Genomic DNA, 13,495 nt, shown 5'->3' with positions numbered 1-13,495 from the left:
TGGAACCACCTGATCCCATCCCGAACTCAGAAGTGAAACGATGCATCGCCGATGGTAGTGTGGGGTTTCCCCATGTGAGAGTAGGTCATCGTCAAGATTGAATTCCGAAACCCCTGTCTGCGAATGCAGACAGGGGTTTTGTCGTTTCAGAGTCCATAAAAGTCTGATCTTCAAACCGCTCTGCGTGCCTTGCTGCTCCGACGAGCCTGCCATTTGCGCCACCAGATATAGACGCCAGTTCCCGACAACCCCGCAATCAGAACACCCAATACCGCGATCATCACTTGTCCGCTGAAGCCTATTATCCGTCCCCCATGTATCGGCAACTGCAATCGATAAAACCGCTCTCCCAACGTCCCTTCTCCTGCGATCTCTTGTCCCAATAATCGTCCGTCAGTACCGTGGAAGAACAACCAGGATTTACCGTGGGCCTCAGTGTCATGCTGTCCGAACCCCGCACCGTAGAAGTTGTACTCAAAGCTGTAATACAACTCGCCGATCGCGGCTGTCAGCCCCAATCTTTTTCCCTCCTCCTGCGCCCGTTCGTATGCCTGTTGATAACTCAATCGGGTGATCCCCAACTCTTCGGCAGGCATTCGCCCTCGAGTCTCATAGACGCTCGGTTCAATCGGAGAAAACAACGACACCACCGGTTTGAAGGCCTGGCTCGGCAGGTTCATCGCCACGCTGCTGACGGCTATCGGCAGCAATAACAACCATAGCCACAAGCCCCCCGCCCGATGCAGATCGAAGTTGAGTCGATAAGCATGGCCGCCCTTGATCTTCCAGGCGCTCGACCATTTCTTCCAGAAAAGTTTACCCCTCGGTAATGTTAGCCAGAGGGCGACGAAGCAATCGATTACCCAAGCGATGGCCACCAACCCCATCAACAGCAAACCCCAGTTACCGGGCAGTGTCAGGTTGTAGTGAAACTCAAGAATGAACGGAACGAAGTTCTCGCGCTGGAAACAGCACTCGCCCCAATAACGCTGACCTTTCTGTTCGCCACTGACCGGGTCGAGGTAGAACACTTCATTGCGTTCTTTAAACGGTTTGCCCGTCGCCGGATCATTCCGTGGAACCGCCGCCAGCAATGCCGTGTGGCCTGTCTCATTCGGGTACTCCATGTACCAGACTTGCAACTTCGGATGTACCGATTGCACCGCATCAACCAGCTCACCTGGCGGTAGACGTTCCCCCGCGGCCGACGCTGCGTAAAACTCCGGATTCAACCACTCATCCAACTCATGGTTGAACGCCAGAAGGCTCCCCGTGATCCCGGCCAGCAGTAGAAAAACCGCCGTGGCCAACCCGATATACCGGTGCAATAAAACCAGAAACGAACGCATGAACATTCCCCCACAGATACGACAAAGCCAGCCCCTGAAATCAGGGGCTGGCTTCTTTATGCACAAGACAAAGGCTCAGAACTGATAACTGACCGTCGCGGCGACGTTGCGCTCTTCGCCCATGTAGCAGAAGTCCAGACTGGCGCAGGAGGCTACGTAGGATTCGTTGGTCAGATTGTTTGCATTCAGGCGAACGTCGACACCCTTCAGACCTACCTTGCCGAGGTCATAGCCAATCGATGCGTCGAACAATGTGTAGGACGGCACCCTCATCGTGTTCTCTGCATCCGCCCAGCTATAGCCGACATAACGCACACCACCACCCAGGCGCAGCCCATCGAGTGCAGTGCTGTCAAACTTGTAGTCGGCCCACAGCGATGCCATGTGCCGCGGCGCCTGGGTCGGCGAGTTGCCTTTGTTCTCGATCACATTGGTCGGTGTGCTCAAGGTGCTGATCATCGATTTCGAGTATTCAATGTCGGTAAATGTGTAACTGCCGAGGACTTTCAAGTTGTCGGTCAACTGCATGTGCGCTTCCAGTTCCAGACCTTGAGAGCGGACAGCGCCTACAGCGCGATAGAAGTTTTCCTGCGGAAGTTTGGTCGCCAGGTTCTCCTGATCGATGCGGAACAGCGAAGCGGTGAACAGGTTGTCGGTGCCCGGCGGCTGATACTTCAGGCCCATTTCCCACTGAGTTCCATCGGTCGGTGCGAGCGGATTACCGGCGCTGTCCGCGTAGGAATTCGGGTTGAACGATTCGGAATAGCTGACGTGGGGCGCGAGGCCGTTATCGAACAGATACAGCGCGCCGGCACGGCCGGTGAGCTTGGTGCGTCGATCATTGATCTCGGTGCCGACCGGACGGCCCGCTTCGGCGATGCGGTTTTCGTCGGAGGTTTCCACCCAGTCCTGACGCAGTCCCAGCGAGAAGCGCCACTTGTCCATTTCGATCAGGTCTTGCAGGTAAACGCCGGTCTGCTCCAGGCGCCGCAGGTAGCTGGTATTGCCGTACGGCGTAATAGCGGAATTGCCGTACACCGGGTTGAACGCGTTGATCGGCGCCAGGCCGCCACTGGTCCAGTCGACCACGGTTTTGCGTCGCTGGTAATCCGCCCCCATCAGCACCGTGTGCTTGGTCGCACCGGTGAAAAATTCGGCCTGCAGCATGTTGTCGACGATGAACGCGTGCAGACGCTCGTCGCCGCCGGTGTAGTAGCGATTCAGTTCGTTGCTGGTCGGCGACGTCCAGCCATAGGCGTATACCTGATCCATGTTCACTTTGGAGTCGAGGTAGCGGAAATTCTGCCGCGCGGTGAAGACGTCGTTGAAGCGGTGTTCGAACTGGTAACCGAACGACTGCTGATCACGGGAGTAACCATCGATGCCTGGCTCGCCTTCGAAGAAATGCGGCGAGATGCGATGGCCGTTGCGCTGATGAATCGTGCCGTCAGCGGGTACACCGCCGTGGTAACCGCCATCCGGGTCATGTTGCAGATACGCTTGCAGCGTCAGCGACGTGTCTTCGCTGAAATCGATGCTGACCGTCGGCGCGAGGGCGAAGCGCTTTTCCTTGTTGTGGTCGAATTGCGTGTCGGACTGATCCGTCAATCCGGTCAGACGATAGGCGATACGCTTGTTGTCATCGACCGGTCCGCTGAAGTCAAAACCGACACCGCGCTGGCCCTGTGTGCCGATCGTGGCCTGTACCTGGTGATAGGCTTCGTACAGCGGCTTCTTGCTGGTCAGCGCGACCAGACCGCCTGGCGAGCTACGACCGTAGAGCACTGACGACGGGCCTTTCAGAATATCGACGCGCTCAAGGAAATACGGATCGACCTGCATCGTGCTGTAGGTGCCGCTGTCGCCCATCGACTTGAGGCCGTCGAGGTAAATGTTATCCACCGAACCGTCGTTGAAACCGCGCATTGCCACGTAGTCGTAACGGTGCGTGGCGCCGTAAGGGTTGGTCAGCACGCCGGGGGTGTAACGCATGGCCTGGGACACGGTTTGGGATCCCTGGTCATCCATTTGCTCGCGAGTGACGACGGACACGCTTTGCGAAGTTTCCAGCAGCGCAGTACTGGTTTTGGTGGCGATCTGGCTGTGCGTCGCGTTGTAGCCGTCCATGCTGCCCAACGCGTTGCCGAGGGCGAAGCCTTTGATGTCGGTGGTCGGCAGGGCCAGCGCTTCGGTTTCTGCGACGGAGCGCAATACATAACTGCTGCCGTCCTGGCTGATCGCTTCCAGACCCGAACCACCGAGCAGATGACTCAGCGCCTGATCGGTCGAATACTCGCCCTGCACGCCGGGTGATTGTCGGCCCTGGGTCTGCTGAGGCGTCATCGACAAAGTGATGTTTGCCTGACGCGCGAACTGATTGAGTGCATCGCCCAATGGTCCGGCGGCGATGTTGTAGCGGTGGTTGCTGATCTCGCTGGCATTGGCCCCCATGCTCAGGCTCGGCAACACGCCAACACCCAGTGCGGTAGAAAACAGCGCCGCCCGGACGGCATGACGCAACAGGCCGGATTCGGAAGAGAAATTCAGAGGGTTCTTACAGGTAACGCGCGCAGTCATTGTAGGTTTCCGTAGGCAGTCGCGAAGGCTGAGTTGAAGTGCTTACTGACTAAGCCGGACTTGCCACGAAAACCCGCCAAAATAATTTCAGGCCACAGACTCCAGTGTCACCCACCAGCGGGTGCGATAACGCAATTGCACCGGCAGGGTCTGCGGCAGGACCGCCAGCAGCTTGTCGGTGTCCGCAAGGCGGAATACGCCGGACAGGCGTAGATCCGCAATGTCCGACGCGCAGCTCAGAAACCCCTGACGATAACGGCCGACTTCGCTGACGAAGTCACCCAGCCGCATGTTGCGAGTCACGATCAACCCGTCGACCCAGGCACCAGCGTCCATGTCCGAGGGTGGCGCGGGGCGAATTTGATGGTGATCGATCAGATAGCTCTGACCGGCGATGACCTCTGCCGAATTGCCAACGGAGTGAATCGCAACCCGGCCACTGGTGACGCTCAGGCGCGTGCAACCCTCTTCCTCGCGCAGAATGAATCGCGCCTTGAACGGCTCGTAAGTGCCATGACGGCTCTGCACCCGCAGCGGTCGGTCAAACGGCGCACCTTCATCGGCACCGCCGCAGGTGACGACGATTTCGCCTCGGGTCAGTTTGATCAGCCGTTGTTGCGCGGTGTAGTCGAGATCCACGCTGCTGGCAGTGTTGAGTTCGATCCGCGTGCCGTCCGGCAACTGGTAGCCACGGCGCTCGCCGGTGGCGGTGGCGTAGTCGGCGCTCCACTGTTGCCAGACGGAAGTGTCTCTGGCCAGCCATCCCGCCGAGCCCACCAGCAAAGCGCCGGACAATAGCTTCAACGCCTGACGTCGCCCCAACCCCTGCGCACTGTTTTCCAGCGTGTTGAACGCCACCTGGGCGCCGGGTACGGCGCGCAAATTGTGGTTCAGTTCAGCTTGCAGAGACTGCACCCGTTGCCAGGCCAGTTCATGATCATGGTGTTCGGCGCGCCATTGTTCGCACTGGCGATTCAGGCGCGGGTTGCCATGGTTGTTGCGCAGGCGCAGGAGCCAGTGAATGGCCTGTCGGACCACCTGCTGCGGTGGCTCGGCACGACGGCCAAGCGAGGGGTTATCCACCGGCATCAGCTTTCATACCGCAGTACATAGCAGTGAAACAGGGCATCGGCGACGTAGCGTTCTACGGAGCGCAGGGACAGGCCCATCCGCTCGGCAATCTGCCTGTGGGTCAAACCTTCGCACTGCGCCAGCAGAAATGCCTGACGCACTTTCGGCTTCAAGCCTTCAAGCATGCGTGCGATGCCTTCGAGCAATTCGATCACCAAGGCGCGGGCTTCGGCACTCGGTGTTTCGGCTTCAGGCAAGTGGGTGATGGTTTCCAGATAGGCGCGTTCAATTTCTTCACGGCGCCAATGATCGATCACCAGACCCCGGGCAACCGTACGCAAAAATGCGCGGGGTGCCTTGAGCTCCAGACGCTCGGTGCGTTGCAGCAGGCGAACGAAGGTGTCCTGAGCCAGATCCGCCGCATCGGCGGCATTGCCCAGCCGCGCGCGCAACCAGCCGTTGAGCCAGCCGTGATGACTACTGTAAAGCGCCTGTACTGCAAACTCAGGTGAGGACATGAACGCGACAGCCCGAACGTCACAAATGATAATTAGTCGCATTGTCATCAAGGGTTACAGAATTTGCAACCGGCGCTGCAAAACCGTCATCAAAAAATGACAGGCGAACGCTCTGGCACGCCGTTCGGCGGGAACTGGCAGAAATGCCGTCCATTTCCTACAAAACGCTAAGTTTTCTCCGAATCGTGCCGACAGACTGGTGAGACATGCGTGCACCAAAGTAGAGCAGCCATCAGAACGCTGCCTGCGCTGTACATGGAATGTTGCATACGGAACGCATCCCCACTTTTCGCATAAGAAGTCCCATGAAATGAATCTCAAGTTCAGCCATAAAATCCTGCTGGCCGCCTCCGGCGTCGTGGTCCTGGCGTTCGCGCTGTTTACTTTGTACAACGACTATCTGCAGCGAAATACCATTCGCCAAAACCTCCAGTCCTCGGTCCAGCAGGCCGGTGACCTGACCGCCAGCAGTGTGCAGAACTGGATGAGCGGGCGGATTCTGGTACTGGAAAACCTCGCGCAGAACGTCGCTCATCAAGGCAAGAATGCCGACTTCCCGGGGCTGGTCGATCAACCGGCCTTCACCTCGAACTTTCAGTTCACCTACGTCGGTCAGGCCAACGGTGTGTTCACCCAGCGCCCTGACGCGAAGATGCCGGATGGCTACGATCCGCGTCAGCGTCCTTGGTACAAGCAGGCCGTGGCCGCTGACCAGACCATGCTGACCCCGCCATACATGGCTGCGGTTGGAGGCCTGGTGGTGACCATCGCCATGCCCGTGAAAAAGAACGGCGAGCTGCTCGGCGTAGTGGGCGGTGACCTGAGCCTGGAAACCCTGGTGAAGATCATCAACTCGGTGGACTTCGGCGGCCTGGGCCACGCGTTCCTGGTCAGCGGTGACGGTCAGGTGATTGTCAGCCCGGACAAAGATCAGGTGATGAAGAACCTCAAGGACATCTACCCGAACGCCGGTGTGCGCATCGAGAAGGGCAATCAGAACGTGGTGCTCAACGGCCAGGAACGCATCCTGTCGTTCACCCCGGTGACCGGTCTGCCGAATGCCGAGTGGTACATCGGCCTGTCGATCGACCGCGACAAGGCCTACGCCGCACTCAGCCAGTTCCGTACCTCGGCGGTGATTGCGATGTTCGTCGCCGTGGGCGCGATTGCGGTGTTCCTGAGCCTGTTGATCACCGTCCTGATGCGTCCGCTGATCACCATGGGCCGCGCGATGCAGGACATCGCCCAGGGTGAAGGTGACCTGACCCGCCGTCTGGTGGTGGAAAGCAAGGACGAGTTCGGTGAGCTGGGCAGTTCGTTCAATCAGTTCGTGGAGCGGATTCACGCCTCCATTTCCGAAGTGTCTTCCGCGACCCGTCACGTACACGACCTGTCGCAACGGGTGATGGCATCGTCCAACGCCTCGATCATCGGTTCGGACGAGCAAAGCGCGCGCACCAACAGCGTCGCTGCTGCGATCAATCAGCTGGGTGCCGCCACCCAGGAAATCGCCCGCAACGCCGCCGATGCTTCGCAACACGCCAGCGGCGCGAGCGAACAGGCTGAGGATGGTCGTCAGGTGGTCGAGCAGACGATTCAGGCCATGACCGAGCTGTCGCAGAAGATTAGTCTGTCGTGCACCCAGATCGAAACCCTGAACGCGAGCACCGACAACATCGGCCACATTCTCGATGTGATCAAAGGCATCTCCCAACAGACCAACCTGCTGGCGCTCAATGCGGCTATCGAAGCGGCCCGTGCCGGTGAAGCCGGACGCGGGTTTGCGGTGGTGGCGGACGAAGTGCGTAACCTCGCTCACCGCACCCAGGAATCGGCGGAAGAAATCCACAAGATGATCACCTCGCTGCAGGTCGGCTCCCGTGAAGCGGTGAGCACCATGAACGCCAGTCAGGCGTCCAGCGAAGAGAGCGTTGAAGTGGCGAACCAGGCCGGTCTGCGGCTGGTCAGCGTGACCCAGCGCATCGGTGAAATCGACGGCATGAACCAGTCGGTGGCAGCGGCTACCGAAGAGCAGACCGCCGTGGTGGAAACCCTCAACGTCGACGTCAACCAGATCAACCTGCTGAACCAGCAGAGCGTGGCCAACCTCAATGAAACGTTGAAGGATTGCGATGCGTTGTCGCAGCAGGCCAATCGTTTGAAACAGCTGGTCGACAGCTTCAAGATCTGACATCACGTCAGACCGCGTTATCGTTCATCGCGGGCAAGCCCGCTCCCACAGGATTTCTGGCGCACGCAACATTTGTGACCGACCTGGAACCCGTGGGAGCTGGCTTGCCAGCGATAGCGGTGGCTCAATCACCGCAGAGCTGAAGCCTAAATAAACAGCTTCAGCACATTCCCCATCGCATCATCGGCAAACCCCTGCACGAAATCCTTGAACCCCGGCAGTGCCTCGGGGCCGCCGCTGGCCGGCTCGGCGATGATCGTCCAGGTCGCCCGCGACTTGCCCGCGCCCAGCGACTCCACATTCATCGCCGCCCACAGATTGGCCACGCCCAGCGTGTTGTAGATCGTGGTCCAGGTCATGCTCAACGCCTGGTCGTCCCGGGAGTTGAGTTGCTCGACCACCACGTTGCCATCCTTGAAGAACTTTTTGCGCAACGAAGACACGCCATCGCCGGTCATTTCGATGTGTGACAGGGCCGGAATGAAACGGTCGAAACCGTCGAACCTGCCCACCACCGCCCACACCTGTCTGGCGTCCACCGGCACTTCGACCGATGACACGACGTGGCAGCCGTGAGGGTTTTTGATCAGGGTGTCGGGTTGAAGATTGCTCATGGTGTTGCTCCTTGGTTGATGAGTCAGATGAAGTTGATTTCTTTCAGGTAGTCGCAGCCGCGACGCAGCAGCGCCGGGGATTTTTCCGGGTAATGCGCGCCCATCTGCTGCACGCCGGCCTGGGCGTTGGCGTGGCCGATCAGAGAGATGTCGCCGATGTCTTCCTCGAAGCCGTTGAGGTAGAAACCGAGTACGCCGAACAGCGCGTTGTCGGCATCGACCCGCTCCAGTTGCTGCTGCCAGTCGGCGACGCTGACCAGCGAAAACTCGCTGCCGGTTTCGCGGAACGACGCGACATAGGCATCCCAGCTCAGAGGCTCCGGGTTGTGCAGGTTGAACACCGCCCGTTCGGCCGAATAACGGCTGGCGTGGAAGGCGATGAAACGGGCGAGAAAATCCACTGGCATCAGGTCGAAATTCAGCGCGAAGGCGGGTACCTGACCGAGCTGGATCGAGCCCTTGAGCATCAGCATCAAACGGTTCTTGTGCGGCTGGCAGACACCGCTGAGGCTGTTGAAACTGATGTTGCCGGGCCGATACAGATTGACCCGAACCCCACGCTCTCGCGCCCGTTCCAGGATGCGTTCGCCGACCCATTTCGACAGGTTGTAGCCGTTGCGGATGTAGATCGGCGGCGTCGGTGCGGCGGGCAATTCCAGCACCCGGCCTGCGTCGTCGACGGTGCTGGAGGCGGACAGTGTCGAGACGAAATTGAACACCTTCTTGCTGCGCCCTTCGCACAGCCGCAGCAGTTCGAAAATCGGCTCGACGTTGTCCGCCGCCAACGACTCGTAATCGAGCACGTGATTGACGTTGGCCGCGTTGTGCACCAGCGCGCCGAACTCGCGATCCAGTCGCTCAAAATCCCCATCGGCCAGGCCCAGTTGCGGCCGGGTGATGTCCGCCGAATAGACCCGCACCCGACTCAGGTCCAGATGCTCCAGCCGGTTCTCTCGCAGCGCTTGGGCAAAGCGCTGCGCCGCCGTTTGCCCGCCGCCATCGCGCACCAGACACGCCACTTCGCTGGCGCCCCATCCCAGTAGCGCCTCGACGATGTGCACACCGACAAAACTGTTGGCGCCGGTGACAATCACCTTGTGAACATCGCCCATGCGACTGATCGGCAACGGCTCGATGTCCAGGGCTCGCTCGGCGTCGGCCATCGCCTGGGCGCTGAGCACTGCGCTGTCATCGGTGCCGCGCACCAGCGTGGCGAGCTTGGTAATGGTCGGCAATTCGATGAAGCGGTTGATCGAAATACTGCGACCGAACTCCTCCCGCAGACGCAGGAGCATGCGCGACAGCAGAATCGAGTGACCGCCGAGATTGAAGAAGCTTTCGTCGGTGGAAATGTCGCTGGTCGGCAGCTCCAGCAACTCGCCCCAGATTTCCAGCAGCAATGCTTCGTCGGCATTGGCCGGCAGGCATTTCGGGCCGCTGTCCTGCACGCTGACCGGCAGTTCCAGCAAGGCCTTGCGATCGACTTTGCCGTTGGCGGCGAACGGCATGTTCGGCAGTTCCGTCCACGCCACCGGCTGCATGTAGTCGGGCAAAAACTGCTGCGCATGTGCTTTCAACGCGTCGCGCGCGGCATCCGATTGCGGCTGGGCGAGGAATGCCAGAATCCGCCGCTGACTGTCGATCACCACCGCGATTTGCCGATACAACTGACTCTCGCGCAGGCAGCGCTCGATCTCCTCCGGCTCGACCCGGAAGCCGCGGATCTTCACCTGATTGTCGCGGCGCCCGCACAGCTCTATGCCGTCTTCGCCCCACTTGGCCATATCGCCGCTGCGGTAGGCACGCAGGCGCTGGCCGTCCGGCAATTCCAGGTCCAGATAGCGCTCCGCCGTCTGCTGCGGATTGTTCAGGTAACCCAGGCACACGCCGGGGCCGACGATGAACAGTTCGCCCATCGTTTGCTCCGGTACCGGATGCAAATCGTCGTCGAGAATCAGCACCTGACTGTTGGCAATCGGCCCGCCGAGGGTGCGATTGCTGTCACCCGGTTGCAGTTGCCGCGCAGTGATCAGCACCGTGGCTTCGGTGGGGCCGTAGAGGTTGTGCAGTTTGCCCTGGCGCGTCAGTTGCTCGATCACGAACGGCTCGCAGACATCGCCGCCGGTCATGATCTGGCCGACGCTTTGCAGTTGCTCCAGCGGCAGGATGCTCAACAGCGCCGGCGGCAGGAACGCGTGGGTCAGTTGCCGACGGCGGATCAGTGCCACCAGTTGCAGCGGATCGCGGCGCTGGTTGTCGTCGGGCACCACCAGTTCCGCGCCTTCGAGCATGGTCGGGAAAATGTCGATCAGCGACGAGTCAAAACTCAGCGACGAGAACTGCAACACCCGGCTCTCTGCGTGCAACTGCACATAGTCGGCGTACCACGCGGTGAAGTGCGCGAGGTTCGCCTGACTCAGCAGCACACCCTTCGGATGCCCGGTGGTGCCCGAGGTGTAGAGCGCCATGCATGGTGCATCGAGCTGGGGTCGACGACGCATCAGCGGTAGCGACAGATCGACGTCAGTGCGTTCGATGCAACAGACATCCAGCCCCGGCATCGAACCGCTCAGTGGATGTTCGCCGTCGTGCAGCAACAACACCGCCCCGGCATTTTCCAGAATGTACTGCTGGCGCTGAAGTGGATGGCTCGGCTCCAGCGGCAGATACACCGCGCCGCTGCCGAGAATCGCCAGAATCGAGGCAAACAGCGCATCGCATTTCGGCAGGCAAATCCCCACCACCCACGGCTGCGGCTGTATCTCCAGGATTGCCAGCAACCGTTGCTGGATCGCCCGGCTGTGATCATGCAACTGGCGATAGCTGACCGACTGCTCGGCAAGGTGCAGCGCCGGGCGCTCCGCGTGCTCGATCAGGCTTTGTTGCAGCCGCTCGATCACCGGGATCTGCGCCTGTTGCAGCAAGGTCGGATGGTCCGTGGCATTGAAGCGATGGACGTAGGCCAGGCTATCGAGAAACAGCAGGTTTTCCACCTGCTCGAAGTCCGGTGCACGGGCCGTCATCGCATGCTGAAAATACTCGGCATCGCGCGAAAAACGACTGACCTGCAGTGCCACTTCGTCCACCACCAACGCCAGTGTTCGCTGGCGCAGGGCCTGGCCGTTGCCGGACGCTTCGTCGGCGATCGGCACGCGGCTCAGCAGTGTCGAGTGACACAGGCACAGCAGATCAAGCACCGGCAAACCGCTGGCGCCCGTTGCACCGATACCCAGACATAAAGTCAGGAGCGGTGTCACGCCGTAATCCTGCGGCGCAAGACTGCCGTCATCGATCACCAGGTCCATCGACGGAGCGGTTTCTGTCAGCAATGAATGACCGTGTTGTTCGAGCTCATGCGCCAGGTCGGTCAAGGCCTGGCTGCGGCCCCTCAGCAAAATGTCGAGACGTCTCATGTCAGCCTCCTTGTCAAACCAGGTAGTCGCGCAGGGCGTGCTGCACGCACGGTGTGTCGAGCAGCGAGCTGTTGTGGAAGAACCGCACGATGTTGCCCACCAGCGGGTGGTGACGATTGATCGGGAAGGCCAACCCGGCCATCTCGTCTTTCAGTGCGCGACGGGTTGCCTCGCTGACTGGCAGGGCGTCGATCAGGCGCAGGTCGAAGGACTTCTGAATGTCGTTGGTCAGGTAATGGCCGATGAACACCGGCAGGATCTGCGCGATGCATTGACGATCCGCATCGCTCGCGGTGTGCCAGTAGATGCGCACCATCCGCGCCCAGAAACTCGAGTGTCGGCCCTCGTCGAGCAAGTGATCGGCCATCAGACCCTTGATCGAAGGCTTGACCGTGTCGTCCCGGGCGAACGCCGCGACATCGCCGGTCACGGTGTTCTCGGCGATGGCTACGCAAATCAGTTCCACGGCGCTGCGCAGGTGTTCCGGAGCCAGTTCGACGGCGGCGGGAATTGCCCGGCTCAGTTCGATTTCATTCGGTAGCTCGATCGGCTCGATGCCGGTCATGGCCACGGTCTGCTGCATGAAATCCATCGCCACCAGCGCGTGGTAATCCTCGTCCACCACCACGGTCATGGCGTCGTAGCGACAGGCGAACGGGAAGGGCACGGCGAAGCGGTTCTTGGCGATGCTGCGGGCGGTCTTGTCGACGATCTCGGTTTCGAAAATCACCACGTCGTTGATGAATTTGTACAGCGTCTGCACCAGAGCGAAATCACGCTGTTCGGGGCATTCGCGCAGGAAGGTTTCGCTGAGCACCAACGGCTGGCGGCTGAGCGGATAGATCAGCCGCGCGTCATCCTCCAGCACGCGGCGCGGCCGGGTGCGAATGGTCGCGCGGCTTTCCCAGGCATCGGCGAAAGACTGGTAGTCGGCGGCGTTCATTGGGCCACCTCCACCAGCGGTTCGCGCATGCTCAGGCGCAGGCCGTCCCAAAGGGCGATGCGGCTTTCCACGGCGGCGATGGCGCTGGCGTAAACCTCGGCTTCGCGCTGCGGATCGCCATCCACCAGTCGATCCAGCAGTTGTTCGGCGGCCGGGCCGTGGTCTTCCGAGTCGACCTCGATGTGCCGTTCGAGGTAGTAACGGAAGGTCGGCGCCTGTTCGACGCCGATGCCCCAGGCATCGAGCATGCGCTGGAACATGGTCGGGATCACGCTCTCGCGACCGTGCAGGAAGGCAGCGGCAACGCTGTGACCGGGTGCATGCAGCGCGGTGTGCAAGGTGTCACAGACGAACCGCGCCGCCGCCGGATCTACTTCGACGCTTTGCAGGGCGACGTCGTAACTGACGCCCTCCTGTTGCAGCGTCACGAAGCGCTCCACCGCTGTCGTGTCCGCACCGACTTCGCGCATGGCATCGAGGTACAGTTCGAAGTGACTGTAATGCCCGTGTGACAGCCGATCGTCAGATTCTTCCCCGAGCACGATTTCGTTGATCAGTCTTGCTGCGTGCGGATCGCGCGGCGGCAACCACGGCAGGCGAGTGCAAGTCAGTTCCTGCTGCAGACGCTTGGTCAGCGACATGAAGTCCCAGACGGCAAATACATGGGATTCCATGAACCGGCGTAATGTCTTCAAAGAATCTATTTCGGTGAAGATCGGATGAACGCTGAGTTCGGCTTTCTTTAGTGTAAGTTGCTCTTTTGTTGGCATGGTTGCGAGACTCTGGCTAATAGGGAATAGGGATTGCTCAATCAATTGC

Annotated in this window: 9 protein-coding genes, 1 rRNA gene and 1 pseudogene; 3 read left to right on the top strand and 8 right to left on the bottom strand. The window is 60.1% G+C overall.

Annotated features, from left to right (window positions below; translation table 11 throughout):
• Positions 1-97 (top strand): 5S ribosomal RNA (rrf, locus tag CAF73_RS12180); the annotation flags it as partial.
• Positions 98-170: 73 nt separating this feature from the next.
• On the opposite strand, the gene CAF73_RS12175 is transcribed toward rrf, so the two are convergent.
• The 4 genes from CAF73_RS12175 to CAF73_RS12160 all read right to left on the bottom strand — a co-directional run bounded on the left by CAF73_RS12175 (position 171) and on the right by CAF73_RS12160 (position 5,515).
• Positions 171-1,349, bottom strand: coding sequence for a PepSY domain-containing protein (locus tag CAF73_RS12175; RefSeq protein WP_085702823.1), 1,179 nt, complete (start codon positions 1,347-1,349; stop codon positions 171-173).
• A 75-nt stretch (positions 1,350-1,424) separates the two neighbouring features.
• A complete protein-coding gene (locus tag CAF73_RS12170) occupies positions 1,425-3,926 on the bottom strand; it encodes a TonB-dependent siderophore receptor (RefSeq protein ID WP_085702820.1) in 2,502 nt (833 codons plus the stop codon).
• Between the two features lie 87 nt (positions 3,927-4,013).
• Positions 4,014-5,015 carry a FecR domain-containing protein gene (locus CAF73_RS12165; RefSeq protein ID WP_085702819.1) on the bottom strand — a complete coding sequence of 334 codons (1,002 nt, stop codon included), beginning with the start codon at positions 5,013-5,015 and terminating at the stop codon, positions 4,014-4,016.
• Complete coding sequence (locus CAF73_RS12160) at positions 5,015-5,515, bottom strand: sigma-70 family RNA polymerase sigma factor (RefSeq protein ID WP_085702818.1); 501 nt, start codon at positions 5,513-5,515, stop codon at positions 5,015-5,017. Before CAF73_RS12160 ends, CAF73_RS12165 begins: the two co-directional genes overlap by 1 nt.
• A 310-nt stretch (positions 5,516-5,825) precedes the next feature.
• On the opposite strand from CAF73_RS12160, the pseudogene CAF73_RS30795 reads away from it, so the two are divergent.
• Positions 5,826-6,851: pseudogene (locus CAF73_RS30795) on the top strand (cache domain-containing protein); the annotation flags it as partial.
• Positions 6,852-6,920: 69 nt separating this feature from the next.
• Entirely contained in the window at positions 6,921-7,706 is a 786-nt protein-coding gene (locus CAF73_RS30790; RefSeq protein WP_371807395.1) for a methyl-accepting chemotaxis protein, read from the top strand.
• 146 nt (positions 7,707-7,852) lie between these two features.
• On the opposite strand, the gene CAF73_RS12150 is transcribed toward CAF73_RS30790, so the two are convergent.
• The 4 genes from CAF73_RS12150 to CAF73_RS12135 are packed head-to-tail and all read right to left on the bottom strand — an operon-like array spanning position 7,853 to position 13,446.
• Positions 7,853-8,320, bottom strand: a complete 468-nt coding sequence (locus CAF73_RS12150) for an SRPBCC family protein (RefSeq protein WP_085702816.1) — start codon at positions 8,318-8,320, stop codon at positions 7,853-7,855.
• A 23-nt stretch (positions 8,321-8,343) separates the two neighbouring features.
• Positions 8,344-11,733: a non-ribosomal peptide synthetase gene (locus CAF73_RS12145; RefSeq protein WP_085702815.1), complete on the bottom strand. Its 3,390-nt coding sequence runs from the start codon at positions 11,731-11,733 to the stop codon at positions 8,344-8,346.
• A 13-nt stretch (positions 11,734-11,746) separates the two neighbouring features.
• Positions 11,747-12,676, bottom strand: coding sequence for a diiron oxygenase (locus CAF73_RS12140; RefSeq protein ID WP_085697918.1), 930 nt, complete (start codon positions 12,674-12,676; stop codon positions 11,747-11,749).
• Positions 12,673-13,446 (bottom strand): DUF3050 domain-containing protein, encoded by a 774-nt coding sequence (locus CAF73_RS12135; RefSeq protein WP_085697919.1) that lies wholly within the window; start codon positions 13,444-13,446, stop codon positions 12,673-12,675. Before CAF73_RS12135 ends, CAF73_RS12140 begins: the two co-directional genes overlap by 4 nt.
• Positions 13,447-13,495 lie beyond the last annotated feature (49 nt).

The sequence above is a fragment of the Pseudomonas sp. B15(2017) genome (genome assembly GCF_002113215.1).
Classification (GTDB): domain Bacteria; phylum Pseudomonadota; class Gammaproteobacteria; order Pseudomonadales; family Pseudomonadaceae; genus Aquipseudomonas.
This window is presented reverse-complemented; position numbering and strand designations above follow the sequence as displayed.